20 protein-coding genes are annotated in these 20,422 nt (G+C 55.3%); 13 read left to right on the plus strand and 7 right to left on the minus strand.

The window, feature by feature from the left end; all coding sequences use genetic code 11:
* Window positions 1-152 precede the first annotated feature (152 nt).
* The 4 genes from clpX to bolA form a co-directional block, all read right to left on the minus strand.
* Window positions 153-1,427 carry an ATP-dependent protease ATP-binding subunit ClpX gene (gene clpX, locus GVK32_RS06970; protein WP_041144319.1) on the minus strand — a complete coding sequence of 425 codons (1,275 nt, stop codon included), beginning with the start codon at window positions 1,425-1,427 and terminating at the stop codon, window positions 153-155.
* 132 nt (window positions 1,428-1,559) lie between these two features.
* Window positions 1,560-2,183, minus strand: a complete 624-nt coding sequence (gene clpP / locus GVK32_RS06975; protein ID WP_003021624.1) for an ATP-dependent Clp endopeptidase proteolytic subunit ClpP — start codon at window positions 2,181-2,183, stop codon at window positions 1,560-1,562.
* A 359-nt stretch (window positions 2,184-2,542) separates the two neighbouring features.
* Window positions 2,543-3,841 carry a trigger factor gene (gene tig, locus GVK32_RS06980; protein WP_041144318.1) on the minus strand — a complete coding sequence of 433 codons (1,299 nt, stop codon included), beginning with the start codon at window positions 3,839-3,841 and terminating at the stop codon, window positions 2,543-2,545.
* Between the two features lie 344 nt (window positions 3,842-4,185).
* A complete protein-coding gene (gene bolA / locus GVK32_RS06985) occupies window positions 4,186-4,503 on the minus strand; it encodes a transcriptional regulator BolA (protein WP_041144317.1) in 318 nt (105 codons plus the stop codon).
* A gap of 303 nt (window positions 4,504-4,806) precedes the next feature.
* Here bolA and GVK32_RS06990 point away from each other — a divergent pair, with 303 nt between their 5' ends.
* The 7 genes from GVK32_RS06990 to cyoE all read left to right on the plus strand — a co-directional run bounded on the left by GVK32_RS06990 (window position 4,807) and on the right by cyoE (window position 12,214).
* Window positions 4,807-5,385, plus strand: a complete 579-nt coding sequence (locus tag GVK32_RS06990) for a lipoprotein (RefSeq protein ID WP_123706769.1) — start codon at window positions 4,807-4,809, stop codon at window positions 5,383-5,385.
* Window positions 5,386-5,430: 45 nt separating this feature from the next.
* Complete coding sequence (ampG, locus tag GVK32_RS06995; protein ID WP_159866586.1) at window positions 5,431-6,906, plus strand: muropeptide MFS transporter AmpG; 1,476 nt, start codon at window positions 5,431-5,433, stop codon at window positions 6,904-6,906.
* Window positions 6,907-7,426: 520 nt separating this feature from the next.
* On the plus strand, window positions 7,427-8,374 hold the full coding sequence (gene cyoA / locus GVK32_RS07000; RefSeq protein WP_041144314.1) for a cytochrome o ubiquinol oxidase subunit II: 948 nt from the start codon (window positions 7,427-7,429) through the stop codon (window positions 8,372-8,374).
* 19 nt (window positions 8,375-8,393) lie between these two features.
* Window positions 8,394-10,385 carry a cytochrome o ubiquinol oxidase subunit I gene (gene cyoB, locus GVK32_RS07005; protein ID WP_123550997.1) on the plus strand — a complete coding sequence of 664 codons (1,992 nt, stop codon included), beginning with the start codon at window positions 8,394-8,396 and terminating at the stop codon, window positions 10,383-10,385.
* Window positions 10,375-10,986, plus strand: coding sequence for a cytochrome o ubiquinol oxidase subunit III (locus GVK32_RS07010; protein WP_041144312.1), 612 nt, complete (start codon window positions 10,375-10,377; stop codon window positions 10,984-10,986). Before cyoB ends, GVK32_RS07010 begins: the two co-directional genes overlap by 11 nt.
* Window positions 10,986-11,315 (plus strand): cytochrome o ubiquinol oxidase subunit IV, encoded by a 330-nt coding sequence (locus GVK32_RS07015; RefSeq protein WP_045854213.1) that lies wholly within the window; start codon window positions 10,986-10,988, stop codon window positions 11,313-11,315. The genes GVK32_RS07010 and GVK32_RS07015 overlap by 1 nt, the downstream gene beginning before the upstream one ends.
* Before the next feature lie 11 nt (window positions 11,316-11,326).
* The gene (gene cyoE / locus GVK32_RS07020; protein WP_045854212.1) at window positions 11,327-12,214 is read left to right on the plus strand and encodes a heme o synthase; all 888 of its coding nucleotides are present in this window, start codon (window positions 11,327-11,329) and stop codon (window positions 12,212-12,214) included.
* A 38-nt stretch (window positions 12,215-12,252) separates the two neighbouring features.
* Here the strand turns inward: cyoE and GVK32_RS07025 are convergent, their stop codons facing one another.
* Window positions 12,253-12,495: a hypothetical protein gene (locus GVK32_RS07025; RefSeq protein ID WP_159866589.1), complete on the minus strand. Its 243-nt coding sequence runs from the start codon at window positions 12,493-12,495 to the stop codon at window positions 12,253-12,255.
* Window positions 12,496-12,538: 43 nt separating this feature from the next.
* Between GVK32_RS07025 and GVK32_RS07030 the strand changes: the two genes are divergently transcribed.
* A complete protein-coding gene (locus tag GVK32_RS07030) occupies window positions 12,539-13,717 on the plus strand; it encodes a Gfo/Idh/MocA family protein (RefSeq protein WP_159866592.1) in 1,179 nt (392 codons plus the stop codon).
* Window positions 13,718-13,873: 156 nt separating this feature from the next.
* Complete coding sequence (locus tag GVK32_RS07035) at window positions 13,874-15,238, plus strand: MFS transporter (protein ID WP_159866595.1); 1,365 nt, start codon at window positions 13,874-13,876, stop codon at window positions 15,236-15,238.
* 27 nt (window positions 15,239-15,265) lie between these two features.
* On the opposite strand, the gene GVK32_RS07040 is transcribed toward GVK32_RS07035, so the two are convergent.
* The gene (locus GVK32_RS07040; RefSeq protein ID WP_041144301.1) at window positions 15,266-15,757 is read right to left on the minus strand and encodes a YajQ family cyclic di-GMP-binding protein; all 492 of its coding nucleotides are present in this window, start codon (window positions 15,755-15,757) and stop codon (window positions 15,266-15,268) included.
* Between the two features lie 198 nt (window positions 15,758-15,955).
* Between GVK32_RS07040 and panE the strand changes: the two genes are divergently transcribed.
* Both panE and yajL read left to right on the plus strand, forming a co-directional pair.
* Window positions 15,956-16,867 carry a 2-dehydropantoate 2-reductase gene (panE, locus tag GVK32_RS07045; protein ID WP_159866598.1) on the plus strand — a complete coding sequence of 304 codons (912 nt, stop codon included), beginning with the start codon at window positions 15,956-15,958 and terminating at the stop codon, window positions 16,865-16,867.
* Entirely contained in the window at window positions 16,830-17,423 is a 594-nt protein-coding gene (yajL, locus tag GVK32_RS07050; protein ID WP_076944662.1) for a protein deglycase YajL, read from the plus strand. The genes panE and yajL overlap by 38 nt, the downstream gene beginning before the upstream one ends.
* 111 nt (window positions 17,424-17,534) lie before the next feature.
* Here the strand turns inward: yajL and thiI are convergent, their stop codons facing one another.
* A complete protein-coding gene (gene thiI, locus GVK32_RS07055; protein ID WP_159866601.1) occupies window positions 17,535-18,983 on the minus strand; it encodes a tRNA uracil 4-sulfurtransferase ThiI in 1,449 nt (482 codons plus the stop codon).
* A 285-nt stretch (window positions 18,984-19,268) separates the two neighbouring features.
* Here thiI and xseB point away from each other — a divergent pair, with 285 nt between their 5' ends.
* A complete protein-coding gene (xseB, locus tag GVK32_RS07060) occupies window positions 19,269-19,511 on the plus strand; it encodes an exodeoxyribonuclease VII small subunit (RefSeq protein WP_041144297.1) in 243 nt (80 codons plus the stop codon).
* A complete protein-coding gene (gene ispA / locus GVK32_RS07065) occupies window positions 19,512-20,411 on the plus strand; it encodes a (2E,6E)-farnesyl diphosphate synthase (protein ID WP_159866604.1) in 900 nt (299 codons plus the stop codon).
* The last annotated feature ends 11 nt before the right edge of the window (window positions 20,412-20,422 follow it).

Genomic DNA, 20,422 nt, shown 5'->3' on the forward strand with positions numbered 1-20,422 from the left:
AGCCAGCGGCACGACTCTTGATCGCGTCGCCGTTAATATGTAATCCAGTATATGGGGATGTAATCCACACATTCAACGGCAGGAATGCAGGAAAAATAAAAGGGGAGATAAAATCCCCCCTTTTTGGTTAACTGCTTGAGCGAGTTGGCTAATTATTCACCAGACGCCTGCTGCGCTTCCGGTTTCCCGTAAATCAGCAGCGGCTTGCTTTGTCCGTCGATAACCGAGGCGTCGATGACCACTTTTTCGACGTCTTCCATCGAAGGAAGATCGTACATGGTATCGAGCAGCGCCGCTTCTACGATAGAACGCAGACCGCGGGCGCCGGTTTTACGCGCCATCGCTTTTTTGGCGATAGCGTCCAGCGCTTCATCACGGAACTCCAGCTCAGCACCTTCCAGATTGAACAGCGCCTGATACTGCTTGGTCAGGGCGTTTTTCGGCTCTTTCAGGATTTGAATCAGCGCGTCTTCGCTCAGCTCGTTGAGGGTCGCCACCACCGGCAGACGGCCGATAAACTCGGGGATCAGACCAAACTTGATCAGATCTTCCGGCTCAACCTGAGAGAGCAGCTCGCCTTCGCTGGCCTTGTCGGATTTCGCTTTTACCGTCGCGCCGAAACCAATTCCGGAACCGGTCTCTACGCGATGAGAAATCACTTTATCCAGGCCGGCAAACGCACCGCCGCAGATAAACAGAATCTTGGAGGTATCAACCTGCAAGAACTCCTGCTGCGGATGCTTGCGCCCGCCCTGAGGCGGAACGGCGGCAATGGTGCCTTCGATAAGCTTCAGCAGCGCCTGCTGCACGCCTTCACCAGAAACATCGCGGGTAATCGACGGGTTATCCGACTTACGGGAAATTTTGTCGATTTCATCGATATAAACGATGCCGCGCTGCGCTTTCTGCACGTCGTAGTCGCATTTCTGCAGCAGTTTCTGAATGATGTTTTCGACGTCCTCACCCACATAACCGGCTTCGGTCAGGGTGGTAGCGTCAGCCATGGTGAACGGTACATCCAGCAGGCGAGCCAGCGTTTCCGCCAGCAGAGTCTTACCGGAGCCCGTCGGCCCAATCAGCAGAATGTTGCTTTTACCCAGCTCTACGCCGTTGCTGGTATCGCCATTGCGCAGGCGCTTGTAGTGGTTGTATACCGCAACTGCCAGCACTTTTTTCGCCGGTTCCTGGCCGATAACGTAATCGTCAAGATGGTGGCGAATCTCGTGCGGAGTCGGCAGTGCACTGCGCTCGCGATGCGGCGCCACTTCTTTAATCTCTTCGCGAATGATGTCGTTACATAAATCAACGCATTCGTCGCAGATATACACGGATGGCCCGGCGATCAGCTTACGCACTTCATGCTGGCTTTTGCCGCAAAAAGAGCAATACAACAATTTGCCCGATCCATCTTTGCGTTTATCTGTCATGAGTCCAAACCTCTTATTAAGTTCTTTGTGCCGCACACGACGACGCAAATGCCATTCTCAGGCGCAAGCCGCTGGTAAGCGTTGTGCCGCCCTACTTCAGACAAGTATAGCGGCACCCTTGCGCCAGGGGCATCAATTACGATGGGTCAAAATGGAATCGACAAGGCCGTATTCCACCGCTTCTGATGCAGACAGGAAGCGGTCACGCTCGGTGTCGCGCTCAATCTGCTCAAGGGATTGACCCGTATGGTGTGCCATCAGTTCATTCATGCGCCCCTTCACTTTCAGGATTTCACGGGCGTGAATTTCGATATCCGTTGCCTGACCCTGATAGCCGCCCAGCGGCTGGTGGATCATCACGCGGGAATTCGGCAGGCAGAAACGCTTGCCTTTCGCCCCTGCGGTCAGCAGGAACGCGCCCATGGACGCCGCCTGGCCCATACAAATGGTGCTCACGTCAGGCTTGATGAACTGCATGGTGTCATAAATCGACATCCCGGCGGTAATCACCCCGCCCGGAGAGTTAATGTACAGGTAAATGTCTTTTTCCGGGTTTTCTGCTTCCAGAAAAAGCATCTGCGCCACGATCAGGTTCGCCATGTGGTCTTCCACCTGGCCGGTCAGAAAAATGACGCGCTCCTTGAGCAGACGGGAATAGATATCAAAAGAACGTTCACCGCGCGAGGTCTGTTCAATGACCATCGGCACCAGGGCCATATGGGGTGCAAAGTTATCTCGTTCGCCACTGTATGACATTTCCGTCTCCTGGATTAATTTTGAATAAACCTGCTGCACTGATTGTAACCTTACGGACGGATTATCAGCCAGAGTCTTCTGCCCGTCATCATTCGAATTACCGCTGCTTAAGCTGAATTCCTGCGTCCTCAATGATGGCGGCAAGACACGCTTCGTCATTATGTATGATTTCACGCGTGCAGTTACGTTCCCCGGTAATGGGGGCGTTGTCGCCATAATTCAAGCATAACAATCTTTTGTCGTAACGCTATCACTGAAATCGGCTTTTCGCACTCGTCCTAACGCCATCATTGTTCTAAAAAAAAACCCGCAGCCTCTCGGCAACGGGTTTTGCTCGAACCTTAAACCGCCGGGCGAAATTACGCCTGCTGGTTCATCAGTTCGCTGAAGGAGGTCGCTTTTTCGGAAACTTTAGCTTTCGCCAGTACCGCTTCAACAGCCTGCTCTTCCAGAGCTACGTTACGCATGTTGTCCATGAGTTCGTTGTTTTTGCTGTAGAACTCAACAACTTCAGTCGGATCTTCGTAAGCAGAAGCCATCTCTTCGATCAGGCCTTTCACGCGGTCTTCGTCAGCTTTCAGCTCGTTGGTACGAATCACTTCGCCCAGCAGCAGGCCAACAACAACGCGGCGTTTAGCCTGCTCTTCGAACAGCTCACGCGGCAGTTCCAGAGCCTGGTTTTCGTTACCACCAAAGCGCTGAGCAGCCTGACGACGCAGAACGTCGATTTCGCTGTCGATCAGTGCCGCAGGAACGTCGATTTCGTTAGCCTTCACCAGACCTTCAATAGCCTGAGTTTTCACGCGGTTACGCACGGCGCCTTTCAGCTCGCGATCCATGTTTTTACGCACTTCAGCGCGCAGACCTTCTACGGAACCATCTTCAACGCCGAAACGTTTGATGAATTCTGCAGTCAGTTCCGGCAGCTCACGCTCTTCAACTTTCTTCAGGTTAATAACGAACTTAGCCGCTTTACCTTTCAGAGTTTCTGCGTGGTACTCTTCCGGGAAGGTCACTTCGATAGTGAACTCTTCGCCAGCTTTGTGGCCTTTGATACCGTCTTCAAAGCCCGGGATCATACGACCCTGGCCCATCGCCAGTACGAAGTCAGACGCTTTGCCGCCTTCGAACTCTTCGCCGTCAACAGAACCGCTGAAGTCGATGGTTACGCGGTCTTCTGCATCAACAGCGCCGTCTTTGTCTTTCCAGTTCGCCTGCTGCTTACGCAGGGTGTCCAGCATGGTGTCGACGTCAGCTTCGGTCACTTCAACAACCGGTTTTTCAACTTCGATCGCGTCCAGACCCTGCAGCTCAACTTCCGGATAAACTTCGAATTCTACCGCGTAGGTGAAGTCTTCACCCAGCTTGTATTCGCCCGGAACATAGTTCGGTGCGCCAGCCGGATTGATTTTCTCTTTGATGATCGCGTCAACGAAGTGACGGCTCATCAGGTCACCCAGCACGTCCTGGCGAACGGATGCGCCATAACGCTGAGCGACAACATTCATCGGCACTTTACCCTTGCGGAAGCCGTCAATGCGAACTTTTTTCGCTACGTTGACCAGCTCGCTTTTGACAGCATTCTCGATGCTGTCAGCAGCGATAGTAATCGTTACACGGCGCCCAAGGCCCTGAGTGGTTTCAACTGAAACTTGCATCTTGTTACCTCAAAAAAATCACAGTGCTCGGTCAACTCTGGAAGCGCGTGTAGGTTGCTTCGCAGAACCGGGATGCCCTCTTCACTTCAGAAACACATTCCCTGTCGTCAGAATCATCCCGAAGACATTCATATAAGACGCGGCATTATAGCGGCATCACTTTTGTGAGTCGAGAACGGTTGTCGCCCACTGCTGCGGCATTTTTCACATTTCTCGTGCAAATTTACCTGTAAAAGTGTCCATAGCGCACATTTTCCAGGCAAAATAAAACGGCCCGTAGGCCGTTTTCTGATAAATCTTCACGCAACATACTGGAAAAGCTCCGGCGGTTGCAAATAGGATTTCTACGCGATGCTTCCAGCCCCGCGACAGGCAGGGGAGGCAAACACGGTGTCCTGGAGTCCTTCCCACTCTTTAATCGTATAGGTATGCAGCGCTAGCGCGTGCACGGGGCCAGACAGCTCCTCGGTCAACGTACCGTAAATCATACGGTGACGGCTGAGAAAACGCTCGCCGGTGAAACGATCGCTCACCAACACCACTTTAAAATGACTTTCGGAGCCCGCGGGAACATTGTGGCGATAACTCTCATCCACGACTTCGAGATACACGGGGTCGAACGCTGCCCTAAGTTTTGCTTCGATCTGTTCACGTATCATCATGAATTTTCTCCTCCGACAACGCTGAGATGCCGCCATTCCTTTTAAATGTTAGCCGCTTTTACCGTTTCCATTACGGGAAAACAACAAAAAATTAGCATTTCTCTGATATTTTCATTCAAAAGTATCAAGTTTACTGGCTCTGCGTGGCGTAATGTCCGTGCGGATCGCCATGAAAATGGGAAGACGGCCAGAAAACGCACAGCGCGATGAATTTACATACGTTGTCACTTCCCCTCGCCGTTGGCGATGTTATGATGACGACAATTTTCCTCATAACAACACTATGCCTTGAGACCCCTGAACATGTTTAAGAAAATTCTTTTCCCGCTGGTCGCAATGTTTATGCTGGCAGGATGCGCCACACCGCCGACCACTATTGATGTCTCGCCGAAAATGTCCCTGCCTCAGCAGGATCCGAGCCTGATGGGCGTGACCGTCAGCATTAACGGCGCCGATCAGCGTCCGGACCAGGCCCTGGCCAAAGTGACCCGCGATAATCAGCAGGTCACCCTGACCGCCTCCCGCGATCTCCGCTTCCTGCTGCAGGAAGTGCTGGAGAAACAGATGACCGCCCGCGGCTATATGATTGGGCCGAACGGTGCCGTCGATCTGCAAATCATCGTGAATAAACTGTACGCCGACGTTTCCCAGGGCAACGTGCGTTACAATATCGCCACCAAGGCCGATATCGCCATCATCGCCACCGCGGCGAACGGCACGAAGATGACCAAAAACTACCGCGCCAGCTATTCCGTGGAAGGCGCATTCCAGGCTACCAATAAGAATATCGCTAATGCGGTGAACAGCGTTCTGACCGACACTATCGCCGACATGGCGCAGGACACCAGCATCCACGACTTCATCAAGCAAAACGCGCGTTAATAAAATCACGAACCCGGCCAGCGGTCGGGTTCGTGCTACAGGCCCATGTCCAGTCACTACTTACGTATTTTTCAGCAGCCTAAATCAGCTATTTTGCTGATCCTTGGCTTTGCTTCCGGTTTGCCTCTCGCCCTCACCTCCGGCACGCTGCAGGCGTGGATGACCGTCGAGAATATCGATCTGAAAACCATTGGTTTCTTTTCGCTTGTCGGCCAGGCCTACGTCTTCAAGTTCCTGTGGTCACCGGTCATGGACCGCTACACGCCGCCGTTTCTCGGCAGGCGCCGCGGCTGGCTGCTGCTGACGCAGTTTCTGCTGCTTATCGCCATCGCGGCCATGGGCTTCCTTGAACCCTCGACGCAGCTGCGCTGGATGGCGGCGCTGGCGGTGGTTATTGCCTTCTGTTCCGCATCGCAGGATATCGTTTTCGACGCGTGGAAAACCGACATTCTGGCCGCCGAGGAGCGCGGAGCCGGCGCCGCGGTTAGCGTGCTGGGCTACCGCCTGGGGATGCTGGTTTCCGGCGGCCTGGCGCTATGGCTGGCCGACCGCTGGCTGGGCTGGCAGGGCATGTACTGGCTGATGGCCGCGCTGCTGGTTCCGTGCATCATCGCCACCCTGCTGGCGCCGGAGCCCAGCGACGCGATCCCGGTACCGAAAAGCCTTGAGCAGGCCGTCGCGGAACCGCTTCGCGATTTCTTCGGCCGCAACAACGCCTGGCTGATCCTGCTGTTAATCGTCCTTTATAAGCTCGGCGACGCTTTTGCGATGAGCCTGACGACCACTTTTCTGATCCGTGGCGTCGGTTTTGACGCCGGTGAGGTGGGGATGGTGAATAAAACGCTGGGATTGTTTGCCACAATCGTCGGCGCCCTGTACGGCGGCGTATTGATGCAGCGCCTGACCCTGTTTCGCGCCCTGCTGATTTTCGGCCTGCTGCAGGGGGTCTCCAACGCCGGCTACTGGCTGCTGTCGATTACTGATAAGCATATCTACTCGATGGCCACGGCGGTGTTTTTTGAAAACCTGTGCGGCGGAATGGGGACCGCGGCGTTTGTCGCGCTATTAATGACGCTGTGCAATAAATCGTTCTCCGCCACCCAGTTTGCGCTGCTGTCGGCGCTCTCTGCCGTCGGGCGCGTGTACGTCGGGCCAATTGCCGGCTGGTTTGTTGAAGCCCACGGCTGGCCAACGTTTTATCTCTTCTCGGTCGTGGCGGCTGTTCCCGGCATCGTGCTGCTGCTTATCTGCCGGCGCACGCTGGAACATACCCAGCGTACGGAGAGGTTTATGCCGCGAACGCATTATCGGCAGGCCTATTCCCTGGCCATGATCGTGCTGGCTATCGGCTGCGTCATGCTCGCGGTATGGCTGCTGCTGCTGGTGCTGAATGCCCTCGATTACACCTCGTTCTCCTTCTTATCCGGGCTGCTGGAGATTGCGGCGCTAACCGCCGTTGGCGGCATTTTGCTCGGCAGCCTGCTGGACTATCTGGCGCTGCGCAAAACGGAGCTGGCTTAGGGTTGCCGCGTTCTGCGGGGCCCAGCGCGCCTGGGCCTGCGTCTGTCGGCGGCGGGAATAAGCCGTTTTAATCACTAAACGTAATTATAACGGCTTATTAACGATTTTATATTTTCATTTTTTCATTTGTTGTTTTGTGCGTTTTACATTTTGGGAAATTATTGACAATTTTTATTCAATTCATTAAATAATTTAAACGATTCAGCAAAGGCCATTTATTTCCTCTCGCCGTCGATGTCTTTTATTTGATAATTAAATGTTAATTAGTTGTACTGCTTTCTCGATAGTTATACTCATTATCCTATAAGCAACTTCATTCTTATCCCTTTCGTTATAGATCCAGCGCAAATCAGGCTTTGCAAGCGACAGCGTCACACTCGGTTACATATGTGACAAAGCAAGCAGAACCCACTAACACGGAACTGACACAGCTCCAATCATGTTTACAGTAATGCAACCTTCCCGTAAAATGCCCGCACACTTTAAGCGCCACCAGATTCCGTGGAATTGAGGTCGTTCAATGAGACTTAGGAAATACAATAAAAGTTTGGGATGGATGTCATTAATCGCAGGTACTGTATTACTCAGTGGTTGTGATTCTGCGCTCCTTGACCCAAAAGGACAGATTGGATTGGAGCAACGTTCTTTGATACTGACGGCCTTTGGCCTGATGATGATTGTCGTTATTCCCGCCGTCTTAATGGCAGTAGGATTTGCCTGGAAGTATCGCGCGAGCAATAAAGATGCGAAGTATAGCCCGAACTGGTCACACTCCAACAAAGTTGAAGCTGTGGTCTGGACGGTTCCTATCCTGATCATCCTGTTCCTGGCCGTTCTGACCTGGAAAACCACTCACGCATTAGAGCCAAGCAAACCGCTAGCTCACGAAGAGAATCCGATCGTCATCGAAGTTGTTTCGATGGACTGGAAATGGTTCTTTATTTATCCGGAACAGGGTATTGCTACCGTCAACGAAATCGCCTTCCCGGCGAACGTACCGGTACACTTCAAAGTGACCTCTAACTCCGTGATGAACTCGTTCTTTATCCCACGTTTAGGCAGCCAGATTTACGCAATGGCCGGGATGCAGACTCAGCTGCACCTCATCGCGAACGAAACTGGTACTTATGACGGTATCTCCGCAAGCTATAGCGGCCCGGGCTTCTCAGGAATGAAGTTCAAAGCTCTCGCCACGCCGGATCGTGCATCCTTCGATCAGTGGGTAGCGAAAGTCAAACAGTCTTCGAACACCATGGACTCCATGGCTGCCTTCGAAAAAGTGGCTGCGCCTAGCGAATACAACAAAGTGGAATACTTCTCTAACGTGAAGCCTGATTTGTTTAAAGACGTTATTGGCAAATTCATGTCTCACGGCAAGAGCATGGACATGTCCCAACCTGAAGGCGAGCACGCAGCGCACGAAGGAATGGAAGGCATGGACATGAGCCACGCGGAAACCGCTCACTAAGGGACCGAGGAAGAAAACGATGTTCGGAAAACTAACACTGGATGCAGTGCCCTATCACGAACCTATTATCGTGATTACGGTAGCTGCAATCATCATCGGGGGACTGGCGCTTCTGGCGGCAATCACTTACTTCGGTAAGTGGTCCTACCTGTGGAAAGAGTGGCTGACTTCGGTTGACCACAAACGACTCGGTATCATGTACGTCATCGTAGCAATTGTTATGCTGCTGCGTGGCTTTGCTGACGCCGTTATGATGCGTAGCCAGCAGGTGCTGGCCTCGGCCGGGGATGCGGGCTTCCTGCCTCCTCACCACTACGATCAGATCTTTACCGCCCACGGCGTTATCATGATCTTCTTCGTAGCGATGCCGTTTGTTATCGGTCTGATGAACCTCGTTGTTCCGCTGCAGCTCGGCGCGCGCGACGTGGCGTTCCCGTTCCTTAACAACCTGAGCTTCTGGTTCACCGTTGTTGGCGTCATTCTGGTTAACCTCTCTCTGGGCGTCGGTGAGTTCGCGCAGACCGGTTGGCTGGCCTACCCGCCGCTATCGGGAATCGAGTACAGCCCGGGCGTTGGGGTCGATTACTGGATCTGGGCTCTCCAGCTGTCCGGTATCGGGACAACCTTAACCGGTATTAACTTCTTTGTGACCATTATCAAGATGCGTGCCCCTGGCATGACGATGTTCAAGATGCCCGTGTTTGCCTGGGCTTCTCTGTGCGCCAACATCCTGATTATTGCTTCCTTCCCAATTCTGACCGTCACCGTCGCGCTGCTGACCCTGGACCGCTACCTGGGCACCCATTTCTTTACCAACGATATGGGTGGCAACATGATGATGTACATCAACCTGATTTGGGCCTGGGGTCACCCGGAAGTGTACATTCTGGTTCTGCCGGTATTCGGCGTGTTCTCCGAAATCGCGGCAACCTTCTCGCGTAAGCGTCTGTTCGGCTATACCTCGCTGGTATGGGCAACCATTTGTATTACCGTTCTGTCGTTCATCGTTTGGCTGCACCACTTCTTCACCATGGGTGCCGGCGCGAACGTCAACGCCTTCTTCGGTATTACAACCATGATTATCGCCATCCCGACCGGGGTGAAGATCTTCAACTGGCTGTTCACTATGTACCAGGGACGTATCGTCCTGAACTCTGCCATGCTGTGGACTATCGGCTTCATCGTCACCTTCTCCGTAGGCGGCATGACCGGTGTACTGCTGGCGGTTCCGGGCGCGGACTTCGTTCTGCACAACAGCCTGTTCCTGATTGCCCACTTCCATAACGTTATTATCGGTGGTGTGGTCTTCGGCTGCTTCGCAGGTCTGACCTACTGGTGGCCAAAAGCCTTCGGCTTCACGCTGAACGAAACCTGGGGCGTACGCGCGTTCTGGTTCTGGATCATCGGCTTCTTCGTGGCGTTTATGCCGCTGTACGTGCTGGGCTTCATGGGGATGACCCGTCGTCTGAGCCAGCAAATCGATCCGCAGTTCCACCCGATGCTGGTTGTTGCAGCATGCGGCGCGGCGCTGATCGCTTGCGGTATCCTCTGCCAGCTGATTCAGTTCTACGTCTCCATCCGCGATCGCGATCAAAACCGCGACCTGACCGGTGACCCGTGGGGCGGCCGTACTCTGGAGTGGGCAACCTCTTCACCTCCGCCGTTCTATAATTTTGCTATCGTTCCGAACGTCCACGAGCGCGATGCGTTCTGGGAAATGAAAGAAAAAGGCGAAGCGTACAAGAAACCTGCAGGCTATGAAGAGATTCATATGCCGAAAAACAGCGGCGCCGGCATCGTTATTGCTGCCTTCGCGACGGTGTTTGGTTTCGCGATGATCTGGCATATCTGGTGGATGGCGATTGTTGGCTTTGTCGGCATCGTTGTAACCTGGATTATTAAGAGCTTTGACGAAGACGTGGATTACTACGTGCCTGTTGCAGAAGTCGAAAAACTGGAAGGTCAGCATTTCGATGAAATTAACAAAGCGGGGCTGAAAAATGGCAACTGATACTCTTGCGCATAACGCCCACGGACACGACCACGGGCATCACGATACAGGGCCGATGAAGGTATTCGGCTTCTGGATCTACCTGATGAGCGACTGCATTATCTTCGCCACCCTGTTCGCTACCTATGCCGTTCTGGTGAACGGCACGGCGGGCGGCCCGACCGGTAAAGATATTTTCGAACTGCCGTTCGTTCTGGTTGAAACTGCTCTGCTGCTGTTCAGCTCCATCACCTACGGCATGGCGGCTATCGCCATGTACAAAAACAACAAGAGCCAGGTCGTTTCCTGGCTGGCGCTGACCTTCCTCTTCGGGGCAGGGTTCATCGCGATGGAACTCTATGAATTCCATCACCTGATTGTTGAAGGTATGGGTCCGGATCGCAGCGGCTTCCTGTCAGCGTTCTTCGCGCTGGTAGGTACGCACGGTCTGCACGTCACCTCCGGTCTGATCTGGATGGCGGTGCTGATGTTCCAGGTTTCGCGTCGCGGCCTGACACCAACTAACCGTACCCGTATCATGTGCCTGAGCCTGTTCTGGCACTTCCTGGACGTGGTGTGGATCTGCGTGTTCTCTGTTGTTTATCTGATGGGGGCAATGTAATGAGTCATTCTACCGATCATAACGGCGCTTCTCACGGCAGCGTTAAGAGCTACATGACAGGGTTTATCCTGTCGATCATTCTGACGGCCATTCCGTTTGCTATGGTTATGAGTGGCTCCGCATCGCATGCGGCTATTCTGGGAACTATCCTGGTCACTGCTGTTGTGCAGATCGTGGTACACCTGGTGTACTTCCTGCACATGAACAGCAAATCTGACGAAGGTTGGAACCTGACCGCGTTTATCTTCACCGTAATCATCATTGCTATCGTTGTTATCGGCTCCATCTGGATTATGTGGAACCTGAACTACAACATGATGATGCACTAAGAGCGGCGAGTATGTTTAAGCAATACCTGCAAGTAACGAAACCTGGCATCATTTTCGGCAACCTGATCTCGGTGATCGGCGGTTTCCTGCTGGCCTCTAAGGGCCACATCGACTATCCGCTGTTCGCCTGGACGCTCCTTGGCGTGTCCCTGGTGGTCGCCTCGGGTTGTGTATTCAACAACTACATCGACCGTGATATCGATCGCAAGATGGAACGGACGAAAAACCGGGTGCTGGTCAAAGGGCTGATCTCGCCAGGAGCTTCGCTGGTATACGCCACCTTGCTGGGTATTGCTGGCTTCATGCTCCTGTGGTTTGGCGCTAATCCCCTGGCCTGCTGGCTGGGGGTGATGGGGTTCGTGGTTTATGTCGGCGTCTACAGCCTGTACATGAAGCGCCACTCCGTTTACGGCACGCTGATTGGTTCTCTCTCCGGCGCTGCGCCGCCGGTGATTGGCTACTGTGCGGTTACCGGTAATTTCGATAGCGGTGCCGCCATTCTGCTGGCTATCTTTAGCCTGTGGCAGATGCCTCACTCCTATGCCATCGCGATTTTCCGCTTCAAGGATTATCAGGCGGCAAATATTCCGGTTCTGCCGGTAGTGAAAGGTATCTCGGTTGCCAAGAACCATATCACCGTCTACATCATTGCTTTCGCCGTCGCGACGCTGATGCTCTCTCTGGGTGGCTACGCCGGGTATAAATACCTGGTCGTGGCGGCCGCGGTGAGCGTCTGGTGGCTGGGTATGGCGCTGCGCGGTTACAAAGTGGCCGATGATAAAGTCTGGGCGCGCAAGCTGTTCGTCTTTTCCATCGTCGCTATTACCGCGCTGTCGGTGATGATGTCCGTCGACTTTATGGTGCCGAACTCGCACAATCTGCTGGCCTACGTCGGATAAGATTGGCTCTGTGACAAACCCCGCTTCGGCGGGGTTTTTTATTTGTACCGCTTGCTAATCAGCATCGCCTGCGCGCTATACATCCCATGCCAGTCGGCGATGTCGCCCGGCAAATTGCCTTCCCTCCCCCGCGTCTTCATTTCCTCCACAGATATCGCCATTTTTCGATCGCCCTCGCACAAACGAAAAATAAATTTCAAATTAATAATAAAATGAAATAAACAATTCCATAATGTGGATGCCGAAATATGCCCATCGATGGCGCAAGCGGCAGGAATCACTCAGCGTCCCCTCTGACACCCGTGTTTTTGAAAGGAGAGCTCCATGTTAAACGGCATGAAACCCCTGCCCCGTTCCCTGCGCTGGGGTATGGTCGGCGGCGGCGGCACCAGCCAGATTGGCTACAGCCACCGCTCTGCGGCGCTGCGCGACGACGTCTTTACCCTGCTGGCAGGCGCGCTCGATATCGATGCCGAACGCGGACGCCGGTTTGGCCAGCAGCTCGGCATCGCGCCAGAGCGCTGCTACGCCGATTATCAAACCCTGTTCCGCGAGGAGGCGCTGCGTCCCGACGGCGTCGAGGCGGTGTCGGTCACCACGCCTAACAATACCCACTTTGCGATCGCCAAAGCCGCGCTGGAGGCCGGGCTGCACGTTATCTGCGAAAAGCCGCTGTGCTTCACCGCCGCCGAAGCCAACGAGCTGCTGGCGCTGAGCCGCCGGCAGAACAAAATCGTCGGCGTCACCTACGGCTATGCCGGATATCAGATGGTCCAGCAGGCGCGGCAAATGATCGCCGAAGGTCTGCTCGGCCAGATTCGGGTGATCACCATGCAGTTCGCCCACGGCTTTCATAACGAGGCGGTCGAGCTGCAGGCGGAATCAACCCGCTGGCGGGTGACGCCGGAGTACGCGGGCCCGAGCTACGTACTGGGCGATCTCGCAACGCACCCGCTGTTTATCGCCGAAACCATGGTGCCGCAGATCAACATTAAGCGCCTGATGTGCACCCGCCAGAGCTTCGTTAAGTCCCGGGCGCCGCTGGAAGATAACGCCTTCGTGCTGATGGAGTACGACAACGGTGCGGTCGGTTCGATGTGGACCAGCGCGGTCAACAGCGGCGCCATGCATTCACAAAAGGTGCGCGTGGTCGGTGAAAAGGCCAGTATCGAATGGTGGGATGAGCGCCCCAACCAGCTCAGCTACGAGGTGCAGGGCGAACCGGCACGGATCCTTGAGCGCGGAATGCCCTACCTCAGCCGCGAGGCGCTGGCGGACGATCGCATCGGCGGCGGCCATCCTGAGGGTCTGTTCGAAGCCTGGGCAAACCTCTACCGCCGCTTCGCTATTGCCATGGATGCGACAGATCGCGGTGACGCTGAGCTGCTGGCAGACTTCTGGTACCCGAACGTCGAGGCCGGCCTGCACGGCGTCTACTGGGTTGAGCAATGCGTGAAATCCGCCGACGCCGGCGCCCAGTGGGTTGACTTTAATTTACAATAAATGCTGCATCCCGGTGGGGCTTCCTCCACCGGTTTCTTTATTTCTACCGCACTTACCTCGCCGCGCAACAGACCGGTAATATCTGTTAAACAAACATTTATTTACGCTTCCGGCTCCCCCCACTACACTAGGCGCAGTTTTTAGATTGAGGTGGTAATGAACGATAACAAAATGACGCCAGGCGAACTGCGCGCGACCTGGGGTTTGGGAACCGTATTCTCGCTGCGTATGCTCGGCATGTTTATGGTTCTGCCGGTTCTAACCACCTACGGTATGGCATTACAGGGTGCCAGCGAGGCTCTTATCGGTCTGGCGATTGGTATTTATGGGCTGGCCCAGGCCCTGTTTCAGATCCCGTTCGGTCTGCTTTCCGACCGTATCGGCCGCAAGCCGCTGATCGTAGGCGGCCTGCTGATCTTCGTTATTGGCAGCGTTATCGCCGCGCTCAGCGACTCCATCTGGGGCATTATCCTCGGCCGGGCGCTGCAGGGCTCCGGGGCGATTGCCGCCGCGGTCATGGCGCTCCTTTCCGATTTAACCCGCGAGCAGAACCGCACCAAAGCGATGGCCTTTATTGGCGTCAGCTTCGGCGTAACCTTTGCTATCGCCATGGTGCTGGGGCCGATAGTCACCCACCAGTTGGGCCTGCACGCCCTGTTCTGGATGATCGCCGGACTGGCGTCTATTGGCATACTGCTCACCCTGTGGGTGGTGCCCAACAGCCATAATCACGTCCTGAACCGCGAATCAGGCATGGTAAAAGGCTGCTTTAGCAAAGTGCTCGCCGAGCCAAAGCTGCTGAAGCTCAATTTCGGCATTATGTGCCTGCACATCATGCTGATGTCGACATTCGTCGCCCTTCCCGGCCAGTTGGAGGCCGCAGGCTTCCCCGCCGCTGAGCACTGGAAGATTTATCTGGTGACCATGCTTATCTCTTTTGTCTCGGTCGTGCCGTTTATCATCTATGCCGAAGTGAAGCGCAAGATGAAGCAGGTCTTCGTGTTCTGCGTTGCGCTGCTGCTGGTCGCTGAAATCGTCCTGTGGGGCGCGGGCGGATACTTCTGGGAGCTGGTAGCGGGGGTTCAGCTGTTCTTCCTCGCCTTTAACCTGCTGGAAGCGCTGCTGCCGTCGTTGATTAGCAAAGAGTCGCCGGCCGGGTACAAAGGCACCGCGATGGGCATCTACTCCACCAGCCAGTTTCTCGGCGTGGCGATTGGCGGCGCGCTCGGCGGCTGGGTTGACGGCTTCTTCGATTCGCAGACCGTATTCCTGCTCGGCGCGCTGCTGGCGATGCTGTGGCTGCTGGTTGCCGGAACGATGAGCGAGCCGCCGTACGTCAGCAGCCTGAGAATTGAAATCCCGGGTGAGGTGGCCGTAGATGATTCGCTGCAGACGCGTCTGCTGGCCCTCGACGGGGTGAAACAGGCGCTGGTGGTTGCCGAAGAGCGTTCGGTCTACGTCAAAATCGACAGCAAGCTGACCAATCGCTTCGAGGTTGAGCAGGCGATAAAAGGAAGTTAAAAAAAGCGGGGATAACCCGCTTTTTTATTAGTCGCGGAAGTTCTTGAACTGGAACGGCTGGCCTAAATCGCCGCCGCGCACCAGCGCCATTACCGCCTGCAGATCGTCACGCGCCTTGCCGGTCACGCGGATCTCTTCGCCCTGAATCTGCGCCTGCACCTTCAGCTTGCTGTCTTTGATGAGCTTAACGATTTTTTTCTGCATCGTGCTCTCAATACCCTGCTTCAGTTTGGCATCCACAAACCAGGTTTTACCGCTGTGTACGAACTCTTCCGGCACCTCGAGAGAGCTGCCCTCAATGCCGCGCTTCAGCAGCTTAGCGCGCAGAATATCCAGCAGCTGGTTAATCTGGAAATCAGACTCGCTGAGAACCTTGATGGTCTCATTTTTTTCGTTCAGCTCAAAACTGGCTTCCACGTTACGAAAATCAAAACGCGATTCAACTTCACGGGTCGCATTCTCTACGGCGTTTCGAACTTCCTGAAGATCGACTTCAGAGACAATATCGAAAGATGGCATCTTTTCCTCTCCATTCGTTTCTTTTGCGTTGCATAATACCTGCAACACGGCATAACTCAACTGGTTATCCCGCAAGCATAGCTGACGGCGCTATGCTCCAGGTTTTTCCAGCCGCGGCGGCATCGGCTGCAGCAGGAAGGACAACGAGTATATACTTTAGCTATGAGTGCCTGGGATTGTCGCAGGTGAGGAGGATTAATGAAGGTAACCGTACTCGGATGCGGTGCGCTTGGACAGCTATGGCTGACCGCGCTGTGTAAACATGGACACGAAGTCCAGGGGTGGTTGCGCGTCCCACAGCCTTTCTGCAGCGTCAATCTGGTCGAGAGTGACGGCAGCATTTTCAACGAATCGTTAACCGCTAACGACCCCGATTTTCTCGCCAGCAGCGACCTGCTGCTGGTTACCCTGAAGGCCTGGCAGGTCTCTACGGCGGTAAAGAACCTCGCCGAGCGCCTGCCCGCCTCCTCCCCGATACTGCTTATCCATAACGGCATGGGCACCGTCGACGAGCTCAAAGGCGTCACCCAGCCCCTGCTGCTGGCGTCAACCACCCAGGCCGCACGGCGCGACGGCAACGTTATCGTTCACGTCGCTAACGGGACCACCCATATTGGCCCGGCGAAGGGCTATCCGCAGGACTACAGCGCGCTTGCCGATACGCTGCAAAACGTCCTGCCCGACGTGGCCTGGCACAATAATATCCAGCCGGCGCTCTGGAGCAAGCTGGCGGTCAACTGCGTGATTAATCCGCTGACGGCGCTACGAAACTGTAAAAATGGCGATCTGCGCGATGCGGCGGAGGAAGTAGAGACTATCTGCCGGGAAGTTGCCGCGGTGATGGAGCGCGAAGGCATACATACATCGCCGGAAAACCTGCTATTTTATGTGCATCAGGTAATTGAAAGTACGGCAGAAAATATCTCTTCGATGTTGCAGGATATCCGCGCTCAGCGTCATACGGAAATCGACTATATCACCGGATTTCTGCTCAAGCGCGCCCGCACCCACGGCCTTGCCGTACCGGAAAACGCCCGCATGTTTGAACTGGTCAAGCGTAAGGAGAATGAATATGAGCGCGTCGGCACTGATTTGCCTCGCCCCTGGTAGCGAAGAGACGGAAGCGGTCACCGCTATCGATTTATTAGTACGCGGCGGCGTGCAGGTCACCACCGCCAGCGTCGCCGGCGACGGCAGCCTGACCGTTGTCTGCTCGCGCGGCGTTAAGCTACTGGCCGATGCGCCGCTGGTCGAAGTTGCCGACGGCGACTATGACATTATCGTTCTGCCCGGCGGCATCAAGGGCGCGGAATACTTCCGCGACAGCCCGCTGCTGGTCGAAACGGTCCGGCAGTTTCATCTCTCCGGGCGGATCGTCGCCGCCATCTGCGCCGCTGCCGCCACGGTGCTGGTTCCGCACAACCTTTTCCCCATCGGCAACATGACCGGCTTTCCGGCGCTGAAGGAGCAAATTCCCGTCGGACAGTGGCAGGATAAGCGCGTCGTCTGGGATCCACGGGTTAACCTGCTCACCAGCCAGGGACCGGGAACGGCGATTGATTTTGCGCTTAAGATGATCGATCTGCTGGTCAGTCGTGAAAAGGCGCACGAGGTCGCTTCACAGCTGATAATACCGGCGGGAATATATAACTTCTACGAAGCCTGATCCGCGACGGGTCAGGCTCGGTCGCCCGGATAAGGCATCGCTGCCGCTATCCGGGACTTCCCCCGCTCGCGCCGGGCGGCGCTTGACGGGGTGACCGTCACGCTTCGCGGGCTACGGGCGATAGACCTTGACGTTCTCAAAGCCCTGCTCGCGCAGATAGAGCGCCTGCAGGCGGCTCATTACGCCACGTTCGCACCACAGCAGCCAGGTTTTGCTCTGGTCGAGGTCGCCAAACTGGGTGCTCAGCTTGTAGAACGGCAGCGAAACCACCTCGACGCCTTCTACCTTCAGCGGTTTCTCATCCTGCTCGTCAACCGAGCGAATATCCAGAATCACGTCGTTGAGGCCAAAACCGCTAACGGTTTCAACCTCAACCACGTCCTGCTGAGTCTGCTGGGCGATATCGCGAATATCGACGTTGTTGGCTTCCGCCACCACCTTCTCAAGGATGCTGAAATCGAAGTTCTGCTCTTCCGCTTCGATCTTCGCCTTCACCGCCTTCACGGTCGGGCTCTTCGAGATCACGCCGCAGTATTCCGGCATGGTGCGGGCAAAATCTTCGGTACCGATTTCGCGCGCCAGGTTGATGATGTGCTCTTTATCGTGAGAGATCAGCGGACGCAGAATCAGCGTATCGGAGACGTTATCGATCAGCCGCAGGTTGGTCAGCGTCTGGCTGGATACCTGGCCCAGCGCTTCGCCGGTCACCAGCGCCTGCACACCGTAGCGCTCGGCTACCTGCGAAGCCGCGCGAACCATCATGCGCTTGAGCACGACGCCCATCTGGCCATCGTCAACTTTTTCGAGGATTTCACCGACTACCGGCTCGAAGTTAATCGCCACAAAACGCACGCGGTGGGAGCTGCCAAAGCGGTTCCACAGGTAGTGCGCAACCTGACGAACGCCGATTTCGTGCGCCGCGCCGCCGAGGTTAAAGAAGCAGTAGTGCACGCGACAGCCGCGACGCATCAGCATGTAGCTGGAAACGCCGGAGTCGAAGCCGCCGGAAATCAGCGACAGCACGTCTTCCTGGGTGCCGATAGGGAAACCGCCGATGCCTTCATAGCGCCCTTTCACCAGCAGCAGACGATCGTTTTCGATCTCCAGATTGACGGTGATATCCGGGTTGGTCAGCTTAACGCGGGCGGTCTCGATATGCTGGTTGAGGCCACCGCCGACGTAGCGTTCCACTTCGATAGAGGTAAACTCATGCTTACCACGACGCTTCACGCGCACGCAGAAGGTTTTACCTTCCAGCGTCTCACGCCACAGCGGCAGCGTTTTCTCGAAAATATCGTGCAGCGAAGTGAAGGGGACGTCTTCGACCTCGAGAATATGGTGAATACCGGGAATTCGGGTCAGCGCATCGCGAATAGCCGGACGCTGATTTTCGTCTTTCGCGCGAACTTCGATATGATCCCAATGACGAACGACGGCGAGCGTCTCATCATAGTTTTTGAGAACGTTACGAATGTTCCCGGTTAAGATTTTAATGAAGCGCAATCGCACAGATTGGCTTTTGATGGTGATTTCCGGGAACAATTTAATGATAAACTTCATGGCGACAATAGTTCGTTGGCAAGCCCGACAGGGCTTTAAGCAAAAGATGTACTGCAGTGCACCGCGGTGCCTGCATCCAGGGCGCGAAGTATACCACTAATGGAAGCTTTTCACCTGGCATTGCGTGTTTTACGCTAAATCATCTGCCGCAGTCGGGACGACACGTTCGCCGGGAGCGCATCAGGCCCAGGCCAGCGCCGCTTGCCGGATAAGGCGCATATTTGCTTAACCACGTGACTTCGTTACCATACTGCTGTCGCGACATAACAAGAGTCTATATTCACTATGCCAAAGAAAAATGAGGCCCCGGCCAGCTTTGAAACCGCCCTGAGCGAGCTGGAGCAGATCGTCAATCGTCTGGAAAGCGGCGCTCTGCCGTTAGAAGAAGCGCTCGGTGAGTTTGAGCGCGGCGTGCAGCTGGCGCGTCAGGGACAGGCAAAGCTGCAGCAGGCCGAGCAGCGCGTACAAATTCTGCTGGCAGAGAGCGAAGATACGCCGCTGACGCCTTTTACACCGGACGCTGAATAGATGGATTTCCCGCAACAGCTTCAGGCCTGCGTTGAGCAGGCCAACGACGCGCTGCGCCGTTTTCTTGCGCCGCTGCCGTTTCAGAACACTCCGCTGGTTGAAGCCATGCAGTACGGCGCATTATTAGGTGGCAAGCGCCTGCGCCCCTTCCTGGTGTACGCCACCGGCGACATGTTTGGCGTCAGTCGTGCAACCCTGGACGCGCCGGCCGCGGCCGTTGAATGCATCCACGCCTATTCGCTGATGCATGACGATCTGCCGGCCATGGACAACGACGATCTGCGTCGCGGCCTGCCTACCTGCCATATTAAATTTGGCGAAGCCAACGCAATTCTTGCCGGAGATGCCCTACAAACGCTGGCATTTTCTATACTAAGTGATGCGGCGATGCCGGAAGTACCGGATCGGGACCGGCTGGCTATGGTTTCCGAGCTGGCGCAGGCCAGCGGCGTTGCCGGGATGTGCGGTGGTCAGGCGCTGGATCTCGAAGCCGAAGGCCAGCAGGTTGACCTTGAGGCGCTCAAGCGCATTCATCGCCATAAAACCGGGGCGCTGATTCGCGCGGCGGTACGCATGGGCGCCCTGAGCGCCGGCGAACGCGGCCGTGCGGCGCTGCCGGCGCTCGATCGCTATGCGGAAAATATCGGCCTCGCCTTCCAGGTCCAGGATGACATTCTTGACGTGGTAGGGGATACTGCGACCCTTGGCAAACGTCAGGGAGCCGATCAGCAGTTGGGCAAAAGTACCTACCCCGCGCTTCTGGGTCTTGAGCAAGCCCGGAACAAAGCGCATGGCCTGATTGAAGACGCCCGCCAGTCTCTAAATGAGCTGGCCGCGCAATCTCTGGATACAACGGCACTGGAAGCGCTCGCGAATTACATAATTCAGCGTGATAAATAAACAATAAATGA

The organism is Klebsiella sp. 18074 (assembly GCF_902705905.1).
Lineage (GTDB): Bacteria > Pseudomonadota > Gammaproteobacteria > Enterobacterales > Enterobacteriaceae > Klebsiella > Klebsiella terrigena.

Coding starts and splice junctions, on each gene's coding strand:
- clpX (WP_041144319.1), bottom strand. CDS start 1,427: ATGACAGATAAACGCAAAGATGGATCGGGCAAATTGTTGTATTGCTCT.
- clpP (WP_003021624.1), bottom strand. CDS start 2,183: ATGTCATACAGTGGCGAACGAGATAACTTTGCACCCCATATGGCCCTG.
- tig (WP_041144318.1), bottom strand. CDS start 3,841: ATGCAAGTTTCAGTTGAAACCACTCAGGGCCTTGGGCGCCGTGTAACG.
- bolA (WP_041144317.1), bottom strand. CDS start 4,503: ATGATGATACGTGAACAGATCGAAGCAAAACTTAGGGCAGCGTTCGAC.
- GVK32_RS06990 (WP_123706769.1), top strand. CDS start 4,807: ATGTTTAAGAAAATTCTTTTCCCGCTGGTCGCAATGTTTATGCTGGCA.
- ampG (WP_159866586.1), top strand. CDS start 5,431: ATGTCCAGTCACTACTTACGTATTTTTCAGCAGCCTAAATCAGCTATT.
- cyoA (WP_041144314.1), top strand. CDS start 7,427: ATGAGACTTAGGAAATACAATAAAAGTTTGGGATGGATGTCATTAATC.
- cyoB (WP_123550997.1), top strand. CDS start 8,394: ATGTTCGGAAAACTAACACTGGATGCAGTGCCCTATCACGAACCTATT.
- GVK32_RS07010 (WP_041144312.1), top strand. CDS start 10,375: ATGGCAACTGATACTCTTGCGCATAACGCCCACGGACACGACCACGGG.
- GVK32_RS07015 (WP_045854213.1), top strand. CDS start 10,986: ATGAGTCATTCTACCGATCATAACGGCGCTTCTCACGGCAGCGTTAAG.
- cyoE (WP_045854212.1), top strand. CDS start 11,327: ATGTTTAAGCAATACCTGCAAGTAACGAAACCTGGCATCATTTTCGGC.
- GVK32_RS07030 (WP_159866592.1), top strand. CDS start 12,539: ATGTTAAACGGCATGAAACCCCTGCCCCGTTCCCTGCGCTGGGGTATG.
- GVK32_RS07035 (WP_159866595.1), top strand. CDS start 13,874: ATGAACGATAACAAAATGACGCCAGGCGAACTGCGCGCGACCTGGGGT.
- GVK32_RS07040 (WP_041144301.1), bottom strand. CDS start 15,757: ATGCCATCTTTCGATATTGTCTCTGAAGTCGATCTTCAGGAAGTTCGA.
- panE (WP_159866598.1), top strand. CDS start 15,956: ATGAAGGTAACCGTACTCGGATGCGGTGCGCTTGGACAGCTATGGCTG.
- yajL (WP_076944662.1), top strand. CDS start 16,830: ATGAGCGCGTCGGCACTGATTTGCCTCGCCCCTGGTAGCGAAGAGACG.
- thiI (WP_159866601.1), bottom strand. CDS start 18,983: ATGAAGTTTATCATTAAATTGTTCCCGGAAATCACCATCAAAAGCCAA.
- xseB (WP_041144297.1), top strand. CDS start 19,269: ATGCCAAAGAAAAATGAGGCCCCGGCCAGCTTTGAAACCGCCCTGAGC.
- ispA (WP_159866604.1), top strand. CDS start 19,512: ATGGATTTCCCGCAACAGCTTCAGGCCTGCGTTGAGCAGGCCAACGAC.